Origin of the sequence: Streptomyces sp. NPDC056296 (assembly GCF_042268605.1) — a bacterium.
GTDB lineage: Bacteria > Actinomycetota > Actinomycetes > Streptomycetales > Streptomycetaceae > Streptomyces.
On the sequence record NZ_JBHJRX010000010.1, the window covers coordinates 176,794 to 191,509 of the forward strand.

Annotated in this window: 15 protein-coding genes and 1 pseudogene; 4 read left to right on the forward strand and 12 right to left on the reverse strand. The window is 68.6% G+C overall.

The features are described 5' to 3' along the window. Positions 1-284 precede the first annotated feature (284 nt). The 10 genes and pseudogenes from ACFCZF_RS10085 to ACFCZF_RS10130 all read right to left on the reverse strand — a co-directional run bounded on the left by ACFCZF_RS10085 (position 285) and on the right by ACFCZF_RS10130 (position 10,029). Entirely contained in the window at positions 285-707 is a 423-nt protein-coding gene (locus ACFCZF_RS10085; RefSeq protein ID WP_376671267.1) for a DUF6409 family protein, read from the reverse strand. 119 nt (positions 708-826) lie between these two features. Then, the gene (locus tag ACFCZF_RS10090; RefSeq protein WP_376671268.1) at positions 827-1,705 is read right to left on the reverse strand and encodes a hypothetical protein; all 879 of its coding nucleotides are present in this window, start codon (positions 1,703-1,705) and stop codon (positions 827-829) included. A gap of 127 nt (positions 1,706-1,832) precedes the next feature. Further along, the gene (locus ACFCZF_RS10095) at positions 1,833-2,192 is read right to left on the reverse strand and encodes a hypothetical protein (RefSeq protein WP_376671269.1); all 360 of its coding nucleotides are present in this window, start codon (positions 2,190-2,192) and stop codon (positions 1,833-1,835) included. A 131-nt stretch (positions 2,193-2,323) separates the two neighbouring features. After that, entirely contained in the window at positions 2,324-3,040 is a 717-nt protein-coding gene (locus ACFCZF_RS10100; RefSeq protein WP_376671270.1) for a hypothetical protein, read from the reverse strand. Between the two features lie 415 nt (positions 3,041-3,455). Then, positions 3,456-4,610, reverse strand: coding sequence for a glutamate dehydrogenase (locus tag ACFCZF_RS10105; RefSeq protein ID WP_376671271.1), 1,155 nt, complete (start codon positions 4,608-4,610; stop codon positions 3,456-3,458). Between the two features lie 427 nt (positions 4,611-5,037). Beyond that, entirely contained in the window at positions 5,038-6,255 is a 1,218-nt protein-coding gene (locus ACFCZF_RS10110; RefSeq protein ID WP_376671272.1) for a hypothetical protein, read from the reverse strand. A 135-nt stretch (positions 6,256-6,390) separates the two neighbouring features. After that, positions 6,391-6,813, reverse strand: coding sequence for a hypothetical protein (locus ACFCZF_RS10115; RefSeq protein ID WP_376671273.1), 423 nt, complete (start codon positions 6,811-6,813; stop codon positions 6,391-6,393). A 66-nt stretch (positions 6,814-6,879) separates the two neighbouring features. Then, complete coding sequence (locus ACFCZF_RS10120) at positions 6,880-8,652, reverse strand: ParB/RepB/Spo0J family partition protein (protein WP_376671274.1); 1,773 nt, start codon at positions 8,650-8,652, stop codon at positions 6,880-6,882. A 90-nt stretch (positions 8,653-8,742) separates the two neighbouring features. Then, positions 8,743-9,180: pseudogene (locus ACFCZF_RS10125) on the reverse strand (DUF6197 family protein); the annotation flags it as partial. Positions 9,181-9,288: 108 nt separating this feature from the next. Then, positions 9,289-10,029 (reverse strand): DUF2786 domain-containing protein, encoded by a 741-nt coding sequence (locus tag ACFCZF_RS10130; RefSeq protein ID WP_376671275.1) that lies wholly within the window; start codon positions 10,027-10,029, stop codon positions 9,289-9,291. 533 nt (positions 10,030-10,562) lie between these two features. On the opposite strand from ACFCZF_RS10130, the gene ACFCZF_RS10135 reads away from it, so the two are divergent. Further along, positions 10,563-11,012 (forward strand): hypothetical protein, encoded by a 450-nt coding sequence (locus ACFCZF_RS10135; protein WP_376671276.1) that lies wholly within the window; start codon positions 10,563-10,565, stop codon positions 11,010-11,012. Between the two features lie 628 nt (positions 11,013-11,640). Here the strand turns inward: ACFCZF_RS10135 and ACFCZF_RS10140 are convergent. Further along, positions 11,641-12,252 carry an ImmA/IrrE family metallo-endopeptidase gene (locus ACFCZF_RS10140; RefSeq protein WP_376671277.1) on the reverse strand — a complete coding sequence of 204 codons (612 nt, stop codon included), beginning with the start codon at positions 12,250-12,252 and terminating at the stop codon, positions 11,641-11,643. Continuing rightward, positions 12,233-12,595, reverse strand: coding sequence for a helix-turn-helix domain-containing protein (locus ACFCZF_RS10145; protein WP_376671278.1), 363 nt, complete (start codon positions 12,593-12,595; stop codon positions 12,233-12,235). The genes ACFCZF_RS10140 and ACFCZF_RS10145 overlap by 20 nt, the downstream gene beginning before the upstream one ends. 148 nt (positions 12,596-12,743) lie before the next feature. On the opposite strand from ACFCZF_RS10145, the gene ACFCZF_RS10150 reads away from it, so the two are divergent. The 3 genes from ACFCZF_RS10150 to ACFCZF_RS10160 are packed head-to-tail and all read left to right on the forward strand — an operon-like array spanning position 12,744 to position 14,537. Beyond that, positions 12,744-13,001 (forward strand): multiubiquitin domain-containing protein, encoded by a 258-nt coding sequence (locus ACFCZF_RS10150; RefSeq protein WP_376671279.1) that lies wholly within the window; start codon positions 12,744-12,746, stop codon positions 12,999-13,001. Further along, positions 12,976-14,139 carry a ThiF family adenylyltransferase gene (locus ACFCZF_RS10155; RefSeq protein ID WP_376671280.1) on the forward strand — a complete coding sequence of 388 codons (1,164 nt, stop codon included), beginning with the start codon at positions 12,976-12,978 and terminating at the stop codon, positions 14,137-14,139. Before ACFCZF_RS10150 ends, ACFCZF_RS10155 begins: the two co-directional genes overlap by 26 nt. A 50-nt stretch (positions 14,140-14,189) precedes the next feature. Further along, complete coding sequence (locus tag ACFCZF_RS10160; protein ID WP_376671282.1) at positions 14,190-14,537, forward strand: DUF6527 family protein; 348 nt, start codon at positions 14,190-14,192, stop codon at positions 14,535-14,537. Positions 14,538-14,716 lie beyond the last annotated feature (179 nt).

Below are 14,716 nucleotides of genomic sequence, written 5' to 3' on the forward strand. Positions count from 1 at the left end.
ACCGTGCGTTGGCAGCGGCGCTGCACCACCGGCGCGGGCCGTGAGGGACGATCGGCTCGCGGGTCGTCGCGCCTGCGCGGCGACAGGGGCAGTCGCGCCCCCGCGGGGCGCGTCCGCTGCGGTCTGGTGCCCGTTGTCGGTCGGTGGAGCCGCCTGCGGCGGAGTCGGCCGGCGGCGGTAAACGCACCGGACCTGTCCTGCCGCCCCGAAGGGGTGTCCGCTGGGGTGCTGGGGGGCCTGCCGGACCGGAGGGTTGTCCTCCCCCGGACCGGCGGGCCTCGGTGTCAGTTGCGGTGGAGCGTGTGGCGGGCGGCCGGGTCGGCGTCGGCCAGTCCGGTCCGCTCGCGCCATGCCTGGCGGACGGCGGCGCGGAGCGCGTCCCCGTCGTCGTAGGCGAACCGGCCCCGGCGCAGGCTGCGGACGATGTCGCGGAACGTGTCCTGGTGCATCGTGGTGAGCGTGTCGTCCAGCCGGGTCAGCTCGTGCGGGAACATCGCCTGGACCGAGTCGCCCGGCTGCGGGGCACCGTGGGTGAAGTACCAGACCACGGACATGGTGGCCTCGTCCGCGAACTCCGGCCCGCCGAACGGGCCGACGACGACGGCGGGGCGGGTGTCGAGCTGGTGGCCCCGGTGCCAGGGTCCGGCGATCACGAGTGTCGCGGTGGGGAAGTCCTGGACGGTGAGCTTCTGGTCGGTGGTGAGCATGTCGTGTCCTATCTGGTGAGAGGTTCCGCCGGGGCCGGTCGGCCCAGGCGGGGGCGTCGGTCGGGGGGTTGCCCTCCCCCTTCCGACACCATTAATTAAACCATGTTTTCGGGTTCGGGTCAACTGGTCACGGCAAGTTCGCGGCGGCGCTCGGCGGCGGCCCTGACGGCGCGGCCGGTCTCGATGGCCCGTACGGCGGACTCGTGAACCGGGGGCTTCTTGTCGTGGGTGATGATGCCCGCGAGCGGCGGCATGACGGCGGGGCCCGGAGTGATTCCGAGGATGAGCGCGGCGACGTGCGCGGCTGAGGCGACTTCGGCGGCGTGCTGGCCGGGAAGGGGGGCATCCGCCTCGGTGATGCGCCGCCACGCGTGGCCGTACAGGAGGATGCGGACGGCGTTGTCGGGGGCTTCCTGGGTGAAGTCGAACCCCCCGGCCTGCTCGGGGTCCTCGTGGTACTGGTCGCGGTACTGGTTCACCAGGACATCGCGGATGGCCTCGGCGGCGAGCGGGGCGGCGGCGGGCGGCTCGTAGGCGTCGCCGTCGGTCTGGCTGATGTCGAAAACCGGCCCGGCCTTGAAGCCCGACACCTTGCGCGCCTCACCCCCGGCGGTCCCGTCGGTGGCCTCTCGCTGCCCGCCGTCGGCGGCTGCGGCCGTAGCCTCCTGGCCCCCCTCGGGCCGCCGCTTGATCGGCGTCCAGATGCGGAGAGAGGTGGAGCCCTTGGCCGGGAAGCGTCCGACCTTTCGCCAGTCACCGGAGCTGAGTATGTGGGTGGCGTTGGGGTACTGGGCGGCGACGGCGATGCAGTTGGTGGGGCTGCGGTCGTCACGGTCCGTGTGGGTGAGGTTCGCGGCCGTACGCATGACGGCGGCCCAGAAGTCCTCGCGGGCAACCATCGCGCCATACGCACGATCCATGACGGCTTCGAGTTCGCCGCGCATCTTGGCGGAGTAGGCCCGGCGCTCTTCGTCGGTCATCTTCGGCTTACGGGGCATGTCGCAGTCCTCCTGGTGAGAGGTGGGCCTCCGGGGCCGGCTGACCCTCGGGGGTGTCGGAAGGGGGGTTGCCCTCCCCCTTCCGACACCACTAATTAAACCATATTCCTGGGGGATCGGCAACCCCCTAGATCCAGTACAACCCTGCTTTATTGCTCGCGGCGCGGTATGCGGCTATGACCTCGTCCTCTATTCGCGTCCAGCGTTCGAGGATATCGGGGGCGGTCTTCCTGTCGCTGGCCCCGCGCGTGGCCCTGCGCCATTCAATGGTGATTTTGAGTGTGCGGAGTTGGGAGCGGGTCAGTTCCCATCGGCCGGAATCCGGGAGTTGATCGCCATAAGCCATCGCCACGGCGTTGTTGATGTGCTCGGTACCGGACCACACACTATGTACGGATTGGAGCGCAAGGGCGCGCTTGAGGGTGCACCGGAGGTACGGGGCCTGCACGATCCATTGCGGTTCGATCGTGAATACGTCGGCGCTCATCCTGGGCCTTTCTGGGCAGGGCGGCGCGCTGGGCAGCGCGCCGCCGCAACGCACGGGGAATTAGAAGGTGAATCTGTCGACGTATTCGCCGCGCTCCCCCTCGGGGGTCTGGACGTGGGGAGGGAATCGGCTCACCGCGAATACGACGGCGTCGGCGATGATCCGGGGGCGTCGTTGAGTACGAGACTCACGGTGTCGCCGTCGAGTCCGATACGGACTTCGCCCGGTTCAAGATCCATGTAAACAAGGGCGGTTGTGCCGTCGATTCGGGTTCGCGCTCCCGGGAGCCGGGCGGAGAGATCGCGTGCGGCCTCCTCAACGTCCCGGCGCATTTCGGCCTGTGCGCGGTTGTGTTCCTTCACGCGCTCGTGAACGTCACGGTGCACGGGGATGAGATCGGCGGCGATCCGGGCCGCGATGTCTGCCGGGTCCCCCCTCATGGCGACTCGGACCGTGTCGCGCTCCCCCCTGCGGAACGGGTAGTCGGTGGTGTGGAACGCACCCCGGATGTGCAGGTGTCCAGGGTCGTCGAACCGCTCGGAGAGGTGGAGCTGTCGGCCGTCCAGGTGTATGAACGTGGCGGCGTGGTCCAGCTCCTGGACGCCGTGGCGCGCGGGCTGCGGTCGCCAGTTCCCGCCGAGTTCGAGGGCGATCGGATGGGGCAGTTCCGCGACGGTGGGAGGCGTGTTGATCGTCCGCCTCCTAGTGAGAGAGGTTGTCGGCGGCCGGTTGGCCCGCCGGGTGCCGGTCGAGGGTTGCCCTCCCCTTCCGACACCACTAATTAAACCGAGTTCTAGGGCTGGGTCAACCTGGATATGCGCTCTGAACTGGCCTTTTATCGCCACCATCGGCTGGCACCCGCTCGGCCGGGTCCGGCCACAACGGGCCTGGGCGGGGTTCCCTCCTCGGTCGGACAGCTCCGCCGTATCAGGGTTCCGGGCACGGTGTCCGGGCTCGCGCAGCGACCGCGCAGCGGCTCGGCCTGGACGCCGTGACCGGGTTCCTGATACGCCCCCGGGTGTCCGGCCGAGGAGGGAACCCCCCTTCACCCGCACCACAACTACGCCGCACCCAACCAACCAGCCCCCACACCCTCCGAGAGAGGACCCGCCGGAGGCACACAATCACTGACACCGGCACCGACCAGTCCGGGCCCCCAGCGAATCTCCCGCAGGTCGGGGCCCGGATTAGGTCCGGGCGAAGTCGGCCTCCTGGCCGATGGCGCCGGGCGGACGCACTGCGATGACAAATCCGGCACGAGGGTCAGCAGGGCGGCAGGGGGAGGTCGTGCCACCACCAGGCGATGGAAGGGATGCCGGGGGATCCGGTGGCGCTGGGGATGTCAGTGATGCTGCCTCGGGTGGTTACGGCTCCTGGGTGGCGGCCGTCAGGGTTGGTGTAGCGGTCGGCGGCCAGGCCCCACGCGAAGTTACCCGGGATCAGGCAGGTCAGGTTGGAAAGATAGCGCTGTAGCGGTGCGCCGGCATGCGGCAGGAGGCGGTCGCGTACGTCAATGAAGCGGTCGACGATGCGATCACGCATCACAACGGTTTCGCGTAGGGCCTGGTCGAGCGTGCAGTCGTGGGTGGTTCGCAGAAGGTTGACCAAGTTCCCGGGGAAGACGGCTTCCGGGTCGTCGCGACGGCGTGTGAACCAGAGTTCCTTGCCGTAGGAGTACAGGTCGTCGTCGATGGCGGCGACGGTGCCGGCCATCTCGGTCAGCGCATGTACGGCGGGTGCGTTGATCTGACGGTCCGGCATCTCGCTGTGCTCGCTGAGCTGGAACCAGGTGAGTGTGGTGAAGCTGGCGACGTACAGCATCCGTGTGAACAGGTAGTCGCTGATGGTGGGCCAGCCGCGGGTGCGCGCGGCCTGGTCCCATGCGACTCCGCTGAACCAGGAGCGGTGTGATTCGACGAGCCGTCGCACATGGGTCGGACTGCTGGTGCGGTGGATGCGGTGGGCCAGGTCAGTCACGGGTGCGGTGAAGGGGTGCCGGGGGTCGAGAACACCAGCGTCGGGAGCCTCAAGGGTGCGCACGATGCGGACGGCCAGATCCAGGAAGATGAATGCGTCGTCGGCGTCCGACTCCTCGTCGCAATGCCGGTCGTCGAAGACGAACATCAGGTAGCCCCAGTCGACAGCTGCCTGCAGCAGTTCCGCATCCGCATCGGGACAGAGGTAGGCGAAGAAGTGGGCTGTTTTGGTGCCGGTGACACGGTTTCGCTGATCGGGAGTGCGGCAAAAGCCGTGTCGGTCCATCCACTCGATGCCACGGCGTTCGAGGAGACTGACGTCCGGATGGCAGCGCAGCGGCATCGGGCAGAACACCGGCGGCAGATCGACTTGGATGCCTTTCGTCGAGGCGGCCGGAGAGAAGGCGGCAGGGTGAGCCGCAGCGATGCTGGTGTCGGTCAAGGACATGAATCGGCAACGCCCGACACTTCACTTGGGACACGTTGGACGGTGCGGTCGAGTGAGTGTCTCGGTGGTCCGGTCGACGTCGGACCGTGCTCCGACGTCGGGGAGGTGCCGCCCGTCTCGCGCGGAGCGCGATGGACAGTGCCGTCGTGCCCGCAGGGCACGCCCGTTGGCCCGGCGTCCGGACGGGGCGGGAGGGCCGCCCGCGGCCCGGACGTTCCGGCCGGCTGCGAGCCGGGCCAGGCTGAGCCGTCCTGGAGGGACGCCCTTCCTACGGGGGCCGGTGACCGGCGCCGGCCGCCGACGTGGGTGCCCCCGGTCGGTGGTGGGCGGAGCGTGGGGTGGGCGGCTCGATGCCGTCCACCCCACGGCCCGGCGGTCGGGGTCCGGCCGGGCGGTGGCTCCCGCCAGGCCGGGGCTGTTCCTACGCGGCGACCGGTTCGCGCGCGGCGACGCGGCACCGGGTCAGCACGGTCTGTGCGGTCTCGCCGTAGATGCTGTGGTCCTTGACCGTGCCGGTCAGCTCGACCTCGTCGCCCTGGTCGGGGACGTCGGCGGCGGAGCTGAACCAGACGAACACGTTGCCGCTCGGGTCCTGGAACTTCACCAGTCGGCGGCGCTGGGTGTGGTAGCCGTACGTCCGGCCCTCCAGCTCGATCACGGTGGTGACGGTGGCGGTGGTGGTGATGCGCTCGCCCACCGTGCCCTGCGGCTTGCTGTTTTGGGCAGCCTGCTCGGCGGCTTCCTTCTCCTGGTCGCGGTACCAACCCGCGATGGCGGACACCAGCGTCGGCAGGTGGCGCGGGTCGACGGTCTCACCCTTCGCCAACTGGCCCACCTTGTGGCGGTAGTCGGAGAGGCTGCCGTATCCCTGGACGGCCCATGCCCGGACGGCGGCGGCGGTGGTCGGCGCGTCGGGGTCGGCGTCGATGGCGGCCCGCCAGTCCATCGGGGCCTTGCGGTCGAAGAAGTACGCTTCGACGCCGTCGGCGGTCGGCGGGGTGTTCTTCCACTGCTCGGAACGGCTGTAGAACCTGCCTTCGGTCTTCACGATGGCGGCGGTGACCCGCAGGACCTCGATCACCGGGACGCGGAGATCGGCCGGGATGCCGCCCTCTTCGCCGTCCCAATCGGAGTCCTTCAGCGTGCCGAAACGCCACAGGGCCTCAAGTCCCTTGATCGGCAGACCGGTGTACGGCTCAACGCACGTCGTGCCCAACTGCCGCATCTCGCCGTGCTCGTGGCGGGCAAGGTAGGTAGCGGTGCGGTGGCGGGCGACGGCGCACCCGTGGCAGAAGTTCTCGATGGCCCGGTACTGGCGCGCGGCCTCGGCGTCCTGCCCGGGCAGACCGGGGAACAGGCTGGTGATCGTCTCACCCTCCTCGTCGTGATCCAGGCGGGCAATGACGGTCCAGCCGTGGTGACGGGGGATGTCACCGCAGATCGTCACGGTGACGGTGGGTCGCTGGCCGATCAGGCGGCCGTCGATGTCGTGGTAGTCGGCAAGGAACGGCTTGCTGATGTCGAGCGTGTACGCGCTGAGGTGGTGGACGGCGGCGCGGGCGTTGGTGGCCTCGACAAGCTGATGGACGCGGGACTGGGCTGTGGCGGGGATGGAAAAACGCATGGCTGCGCTGGTCATCGTGGGTGCTCCTGCTGGTGAGAGAGGAATCGCGGGCCCGGCCGGGCGGGTTGCCCTCCGCGTACGGCCGGGGTCGGGCCGGCTGGCGGCCCGCGGTGTCGGAGGGGGGTTGCCCTCCCCCTCCGACATCATTAATTAAACCATGTTTTTGGGTGTGAGACAAGCATCCCGGCCGGGGATGTCGAGTGCGGCGCGGTCGCGCAGGAAGGTGGCGAACAGGGCGGCGGTGTAGCTGTCGGCGGTGCCGTATGTGCGGCGGCAGTCCAGCGCTCCGATGCGCTCGCCACGGTGGCGGACGGGGAACGGCTGGCCGGGGGCCGGGATGGCGAGCGCGTACAGTCCGCGCGGGGTGTCCACGCGCAGGACGACGGCGGCGGCCTGGTGGTCGTAGGCGGCGGACCAGCGGCGCTGCCCGATGCCGAACTCCGCGAGTCCGCCCGCGATGGCGCGAGCCTGCATGATGTCGGCGGTGGTGCCGGGGTCGGGCTCGGCGGGGGAGGGAACACATCCGCAACTGTGGTCGTCGGCGTGGGTCTCGAACAGAGCTGTACGGGTCACTGTGGGGCTCCTGGGGTGGCCGGGGGCGGGGAGGGTTCCCGCCCCCGGCGTCGGGGACTGAGGCGGTTAGGCGGCGGCTTCGTCGTCGCTGGCCGGGTCGTCGGCCTCCTCGGCCTCCGGTTCGCCCTGCTCCTCGTCGGTGCCGGGCTCCTGCTCGGTCTCCGACTCGCTGCCGGACGTGATCGCGCGGGGCTTCTTCTTCGACGGGTCGTACGGCTCGTCATCCACGACCGCCTGCTCAATGGGCGTGAGCGGGTACCCGAGGGACGCGAGCACCTGGAACCAGCGGCCGGTAGGCGTCCGCGTCCACGGGGCGCGCTGGCTGTCCGTCCTCCACGCCGACCGGTTCGCGCACTTCTCCCGGACTGCGGCGATAGCTGCGAACTGCAACTGGGGAGCGCGGCGCGGGTCCTTGGCAACGTGCCCGGCGAAACTGCCCCGATCCTTGGCCTGCTCGGTGCTCAGACCCAGGAAGGCGGCCAGGATCTCGGTCGTCGGCTCCTTGTTCAGGTCGTCACAAATTCCCCAACTGCCGTTCAACAGAGCGTTATTCACGTGCACGATCAGAGTGTTGGTGATGGCCTTCGGGAGATTGCGCCGCTTGATCAGGTCGGTGATCCACTTCCGGCGCAGAGCCTCGGCCGCGTCCCAGTCGATGTTCCCCTTCTTGACGGCGGCGCGAGCGGCGCGCTCGGCCTCCACCTGGGCGGCGGTCTTCGTGCCGCCGGTGCCGCTGTTGCCCTCGGGCACCGTGTGCCCGTACAGGCCGGGAGCGGAGCAGTAGGGCTCGTACCGGTCGCCCCGCCGCTCATCGAACACCCACACCAGACCCTTACACTCGGCGTGCTGCTCGGTGCTGATGTCGCGCAGTCGCCACACGGGCGTGGCCCGCTCGGACAGCTCCTCGGCGTCCCGGATCTTCTGCCCGGCCGCCTTCAACTCCGCGCAATGGGCCTCGGCCTTGGTCCGCTTGTCGCGCTTGGTCCGCTCGACGGCGATAGCCCAGTCAACGTCTCCCTCGTCGGCGTCGTCCTCGGCGGCGGCCTCGGTGATCGCGGCGAGCGCTTCCGCGTCGTCGGCGAACTCCGATAGCGCGGCCAGGTGCTCAAACGTCCACTCGTAGCTGCTCGCACCACTGACGGCGGCCGACAGATTCTCGTCGGACCGGACCTTGACCAGCGTCTTGACGTCCTTCTGCCGCACGCCTGCGGCCTTGGCGATGCGGGCGACCTGCGCGCCCGCCTCGGCCGCGCTGAACATCGCCTGGTTCATCTCGGACACACTGAGGCTCTTGCGGTGCTGAGCGGTCGTGATCATGTCCAGGAACTGGCCCGCCGCATCGCGGTCGTCGTCCTCCCACTCGTACGGCAGGTGGGTAAGGGCCGCGTCCTGCGCTGCGTGGTAGCGGCGGTTTCCGTCGTTGACCTGGAGGACTCCGCCGTCGAGCCGCTGGATCTTGACGGGGATGCGGCACCCTTCGGTGCGGAGCGATTCCACGAACGGCGCGTTGAGGTCAAGGTTTTCGCGGGCGTTCTTCGGGTGCGGGGTGAGCGCGTCAATCCGGATCACGGGGCGCGGGGTAACCGGCACGGTCTCCAACCCTGCGGCGACGGCGGCGGCCAGCCGCCGGAACCCGTCGATGACCTGCGGCACGTCGCCGTGGGTGCGTACGACGTACAGCGGCTCCACGACGCCATTCTCCTTCACGTCGGCCAGCAAATCGGCCAGGGCCTCGATGTCGCGGACGTTGCCGGAGTGCGCGGCGAGTTCGGCGACCGTGAGGGTCGGCCACGGGGTGGGGGCAGCCTGGACGCCGGCCTGGGTCTCGGTGTTCGTCATCGGTCCTTCTTCTTCCTGGTGAGAGTTCTTCGGGCCGGTCGGCCCGGTGACGGTGTCGGTCGGGGGGTTGCCCTCCCCCTTCCGACAACGTTAATAAACCATGTTTTCGGGAGTGGGGCACCCAGGGATGATGTGATCGCCGCCACTCGGGTGCAGGGCTGCGGCGGCACGGATCATCGCGGCGGCCTCGGCGGTAGTCCGCTCGAGCCCATCCCCCCAGCACCACAGCAGGGTGCGCCGGTAGGCGCCCTCGGTGAGCTTCAGCTTTCGCCACCGGACGCCGGGCACGGGGCGGCCGTTGATGTGGTTGCTGAGCACCACAAGGGAGTCGAACAGGGCGCGTTGGAAGATGTTCCACGGTTCACCGCGTACGGACCATCGGGGCCGCACGGAGCGCACGCCGCGTTCCCACGCGTGCAGCACGGTGCATGGGGCGATGTCGCCCATCCGGCCGGGCTGCCAGAGGTGGTCACCCTGGTAGAGGCCGACGCGTTCAATGTGGTCGGCGGCGGCGGTGAGGATGCGGGCGGGGGGGCTGGTGGCTTTCGAGCGGGCACGGTCATGCCTCCTGGGGTAGGTCGCGGGCTCGGCGGCCGGGGGGGGCGGCGGATGGCCACCCCCCGGCCTTGGACGGGGTTACGCGGCTATGGACCCGGCCGTGGTGCGGCCGATCCGCTTACCGCCGATGTCGGCGCGGCTTCCCGCCATCCATCCGGCTCCGTACCCGTTGCCGGTCATGGTGGTGGTGCCACCCTTGCGTGCACGGGGGTACGCCTGCTGATAGCTGCGCGACACGACGGCCTTGCGGTCCGCGAGCACGAGGGCCGCGCTGCGGCCGGTGGCGGTGGTCTCGCCCCTGGCCTCGTCGCGTGCGCCGCGCTCGGCCTCCTCGATGCGGTCGCCCACCCGGTTGATGAAGCCGAGGAGCCAGGACCGACGCCAGGCACGCGCACCCTGGCCCGGCGGGACCGACTGAGCGGCCAGTCCGCTGTTCATCTGGAGGAGAAGGGATGTGTAGAGCAGTTCGACACGCTGAAGGTCGCTCGCGTACCCGAAGATGTGCACTCGGCGGGCCGGGCCGCTCCCCTCTCGGCCAAGGTGGATCAGCTCGCAGCCGAGGGCGAGCGCGATGCGGTTGATGAGGCGGACCCGCTCCATCGCCCACGGGTTGTCCAGAACGATCTTGCGGTTCATCGGGGCGTCGCTGGCCGGGTTGGCGTCGTTGAGCATCGCCTGTTCAACACCGTACTTCGCCATCATTTCGAACGCCCGCTTCCGGGCCAACTCCGCCTCCGACTCCGGCGTACGGGGATCCTCCGCCTTGGCGAGAAGGGCGCGGATGGTTTCGAGCTTCGCGGGTGCCTTCGTGGTGCTCACGTTCGTTCTCCTGGTGAGAGAGGTTGTCGGCGGCCGGTCGGCCTGCCGTGTGCCGGTCGGGGGTTGCCCTCCCCTCCCGACATCACTAATTAAACCACGTTCTACAGGTCGGGTCAACCTGGATAAGGGCTCTGACCTGGCCCTTCCTCACACCCACGGCCCGCACCCGCTCGGCCGGGCCCGGCCACAACGGGCCTGGGCGGGGTTCCCTCCTCGGTCGGACAGCTCCGCCGTATCAGGGTTCCGGGCGCGGTGTCCTGGCTCGCGTAGCGACCGCGTAGCGGCTTGGCCTGGACGCCGTGTCCGGGTTCCTGGTACGCCCCCTGGGGTGTCCGGCCGAGGAGGTAACCCCGCCTTCACCCGCACCACAACGCTCCCGCACCCAACAGACCAGCCCCCACCCCCTCCGAGGAGGACCCGCCGGAGGCAGCCTTTCCGCCCTCGCCGCCCCCCCCGATGGTTCGAGATGTCCGCGGACCTGTGCTTACGGTGCGCGCGACAAGCAGTTTTTTCGAACAATACTGGGGGCACGGGTGAGCACCACTTCAGCAGGACCGGTGAGCGCGGCGGAACTGCGGCGGCGGGTTCGCGCTGCTGAGGCGCTGAAGGCGAAGACGCGGGAGGTGGCCGCTGCGAACGCGTTGACCGCGCGCGAGGCTGCGGTGAAGGCGGCCAAGGCGAAGGAGGAGGCCGACGTCACGGCGCGGGAAGCTGCTGCTGTAGTTCTGCGGCTGTTCGATAACGACGCAGAGTTGGTCTCGGAACTGCTGGGGGTGCCGGCGGAGGAGCTGGAACGCGAGGCGAAGCCTGTTACCGCCGCTCGCGCAAAGGAGGTCATCGAGTCGCTGCGCGCCCGTGCCGAGCGCCCCCGTGCCACCCGGGCGCGTAAGCCCCGGGCGGCTGCGGCGGATGCGGCTCCCTCGACCTCGAGCATCCCTGCCCCGGCTGTCACAGCGGATGGCAGCCGGGCTGATGCCGCCTGAGAGCGACCTCGGGCCGGGACTCTTCCCGCTCTCGGCGGTGAACGAGTCCGGGCTCGTTCCCGTTGATGAGCAGCTTGCCCTCATCGGTGAGCCAACGCCCCTGCGCATACCGGCTGTTGAGTGGTCGGTCTGGCTGGCCAACGAGTCCGTTCAAACCCGATACTGGGCAAAGGTGCACCGATCCTCGTCAACCGAGGACTGCTGGTTCTTCTTCGGCGGGATCTCCAGCACCGGCCACGCCAGCTTCAGGGCCGCCTCGCGGCCAGGCAGAACTCGACGCGGCACGGTGCCGGGCCACCTCTACGGGTACCAGCTCGCGCACGGTGTCATCCCTCGGCTCGGTTGGGGTACCGACAGCCCGACCGTCTGCCACACCTGCGACAACCACTCCTGCCAACAGCCGACGCATCTCCGACTGGGCACTCCGGCCGAAAACCGCGCGGAATGGCTCGCCCGGCGCCATGACCCTGGCAGTCCCCTGGCAGACCTCCGCGGCCCCGCCCACCGATCGCGCGCAATCGGTGCCGCGATCCGCACAGGCCGAGCCCGCAACGAGTCCCAGATCGAGATCGCGCACCGGATCAGGGCGGCTATTGCTGCAGGGCGGCCCTTGTCCCTGTGGTGACTTTCACGGCCGGGCGCGTCTCGCAGAGGAGCTGAACCCGTACTTCTGCGCCGCCCGCTGTGCCCGCACCCGCTGCCCCTTCATCTGCATCTGCGCGAATTGCTCGCTCACCATGTAAGCAGCCGCTACGCGCGCGTTGTCCCAGTCGGCGTACGCCATGCGCTGGGCTGCCGCCAGAGGTACCAGCAGTTCGCCGGCCATGAACTTGGCCTGCTTCTCCTGCTCCGGATTGAACTGGCGCTTATGGTCCTCGCCAAGGATCACCCCGTCGAAGGAATGTTCCAGGAGAAAGTGACCGAGCTCATGGGCAATGTTGGAGCGACGGCGGACGAGTATGTGGGACTCGTTCTCGACGATCACCCGCGCCGTTCCGAGCGGCACCAGGGCAGCGGACCAGGCCGAGGAGCTACTCACCGTGAAGTGGTGGAGAGCGGCGGCATCCATCTCAAACTCCTGGAGACCTTCGAGGGTGTACACGGCGATGCCGTGCTCCTCGGCCAACGCATACGGGTCGAGCGGGTCTGTGGGGTCCAGACCGAGTCCCGCCCGCTCCTCCTGTGCTACCTCGCGCATCAGCGCCTGCGTCCAGCGCAACTCAGCTGCTCCGGGATTCACGTTCCGCACGGAACCGCCGTGCGGCGGCGCCGATAACCTCTTCGAGGTAGGCCACGTCGTCGCCGCTGAGGTCGCTGCGCGCCCGGAGCAGGGGTACCAGTGATGCGACGAGCTCCGGGTCCTCCTGCGCCTCCTCACGTTCTGCGGTGACGTAGAAGGTTTCCGCCGGCATCCGAAGCCACGTTGTCATGGCTGCGAACGCACTGACATCAGGCTTCAGCCCATTGGTCATGCGCGAGATGGTTGACGCGCTCACCCCGAGCTCCTTGGCCAGCTGCCTCCAGGACAGCCCCTTCTCCGCACGGGCTGCATCCAGCGCCGCGTGCAGAACCTGCACGTTCACGCCCGGACTCTCATTCATCGATGTCCCCGACTTCATCCACTGCTCGACTTTTCGATCACCTCTGCTACAGTGTAGCTGCTCGAAACTTCGAGCAGTGGTCGACATCTGCTGATTGCGACTACTCGGAGTACGCCAGGAAGGACTTGCCATGCAGGAAAGCCACGGTCCCAAGCCCGACACGATCATCGTCAATGCCCGCCCGCACACCTGGGAGGCGAAGGAGATCACCTACGAGCAGGTCGTCGAACTCGCCTACCCCGGCCAGCCGCCCAGCGACCAGGACACCTACACGGTCCGCTACAGCCGCGGGCACGACGGACACGGAACGGGCAGCCTTACGGCCGGCCACGAAGTCCGAGTGAAGAAGGGGATGGTCTTCGATGTCTACCGCACTTCTCGCTCGTGACCCCGATCTCTCCCGCCTTCTCGATGACGGCTACGACCTCGTCCTCCAGGCCGGCCACCTCATCGTCCGGATCCCGTACGTCACTGAGAACCGCACCGTCGAGCGCGGCTTCCTCGCCCACCCGGTCACCATCAGTGGAGACCGCCTCGTCTCCGGCACCGACCACCGCATCTGGTTCGGTGGCTCCACCCCGTGCACTGAGCACGGTCGCCCCCTGCCCCTCGCCACTCCGGAGACCCGGGTGATCACAGAGGGCAGGCAGACCAACTTCATGCTTTCCAGCAAGCCCTCGGACGGCTACCCCGATCAGTACACAAAGATCACTGCGTACACACGGATGATCGCCGACCACGCTCACGCCCTCGACCCCACAGCTACGCCCACCCCTGGTGCGGCGTGGCAGGAGATCCACGACGACAGCCCGTTTGTGTACCGCGACACCGCGACCTCCCGCGCCGGTATCGCGGCCGTCAACCGCCGGTTCAGAGGTCACCACGTCGTGATCGTCGGCCTCGGCGGTAGCGGAAGCTACATCCTCGACCAAGTCGCCAAGACCGAGGTTGACTCGATTCTCCTCATCGACGGCGACACCTTCGACAACCACAACGCCTTCCGCGCCCCCGGCGCTGCCGCCCTCGACGCTTTGCGCGAACGCGCGCTCAAGGCCACCTACTTCGCTGCGGTCTACGCTGAGATGCACCGGTACGTAACCGCCTGTCCGAAGTACCTCGACGAGGACAATCTCGACCTCCTCGAAGGAGCGACGTTCGTGTTCGTCGCTTCTGACGACGCCGCCAGCAAACCGGCCATATTCGACTGGCTCGAATCCCACGACGTGCCCTTCGTCGATGTCGGCATGGGCATCGAAGAGATCGACGGCCGCCTCAGCGGACTACTCCGGGTCACCACGAGCCTCCCCGGCCGCCGAGAAGACGCCCGTGGTCGCATTCCCCGGCCAGCACACGAACGCGACGCCTACGCGAGTAACATCCAGACTGCGGACCTCAACGCGCTCAACGCCGTTCTGGCCGTCATCCGCTGGAAACGCTCCCTCGGCATCTACGCCGACGCCACCGGCGAGAGCCACTCGACGTACTCGCTGATCACCAACGAGATCGCCAACGAGGACCTACCGTGACCAGGCAGGACACTCTGCGACCGCTCTTCACCGCGAGTTTCCCGTCAACGATGGACGCAGGCGTGCTTTACATCTCGGTTCCCTACCGCACGTGCGGCCACCTGTGCTGCTGCGGATGTGGCCAGGAAGTCGTCACACCGCTCTCCCCGGCCCAGTGGTCGTTTACCTATGACGGCGAAAGCGTGTCCCTCACCCCCTCGATCGGCAACTGGTCGCTCCCGTGCCAGTCGCACTACTGGATCCGTGATGGCCGCGTCCGCTGGAGCCGCCGGTACTCGCCGGCGGAAATCGATCGCAATCGGGACCGAGACCGTCGCCTGCTGGCCCAAGGTCCAGGGAGCCGCGAGCCTGCGCAGCCCTCATGGCTCCGTCGCCTCCTGCAGTTCTGGCGTTCGTAGGCCGACGAGTGTCAAAACAGCGGGAGCCGGACACCCCCGAAGGATGTCCGGCTCCCTTGCGCTCCGGGAACGACTTCAAGCCGCCTAGGTGTGCTGTTCGGGCAGGTTGGTGACGCGGCTGGCTGGTGTGTGGCCGCCGATGCCGGTGTGGGGTCGGTGGTAGTTGTACCAGTCCAGCC

Excerpts from the sequence above, each read along its gene's own strand:
- ACFCZF_RS10085 (WP_376671267.1), bottom strand. The coding sequence starts at position 707 with ATGCTCACCACCGACCAGAAGCTCACCGTCCAGGACTTCCCCACCGCG.
- ACFCZF_RS10155 (WP_376671280.1), top strand. The coding sequence starts at position 12,976 with ATGTCTACCGCACTTCTCGCTCGTGACCCCGATCTCTCCCGCCTTCTC.
- ACFCZF_RS10110 (WP_376671272.1), bottom strand. The coding sequence starts at position 6,255 with ATGACCAGCGCAGCCATGCGTTTTTCCATCCCCGCCACAGCCCAGTCC.
- ACFCZF_RS10095 (WP_376671269.1), bottom strand. The coding sequence starts at position 2,192 with ATGAGCGCCGACGTATTCACGATCGAACCGCAATGGATCGTGCAGGCC.
- ACFCZF_RS10150 (WP_376671279.1), top strand. The coding sequence starts at position 12,744 with ATGCAGGAAAGCCACGGTCCCAAGCCCGACACGATCATCGTCAATGCC.
- ACFCZF_RS10090 (WP_376671268.1), bottom strand. The coding sequence starts at position 1,705 with ATGCCCCGTAAGCCGAAGATGACCGACGAAGAGCGCCGGGCCTACTCC.
- ACFCZF_RS10100 (WP_376671270.1), bottom strand. The coding sequence starts at position 3,040 with ATGGTGGCGATAAAAGGCCAGTTCAGAGCGCATATCCAGGTTGACCCA.
- ACFCZF_RS10160 (WP_376671282.1), top strand. The coding sequence starts at position 14,190 with ATGGACGCAGGCGTGCTTTACATCTCGGTTCCCTACCGCACGTGCGGC.
- ACFCZF_RS10120 (WP_376671274.1), bottom strand. The coding sequence starts at position 8,652 with ATGACGAACACCGAGACCCAGGCCGGCGTCCAGGCTGCCCCCACCCCG.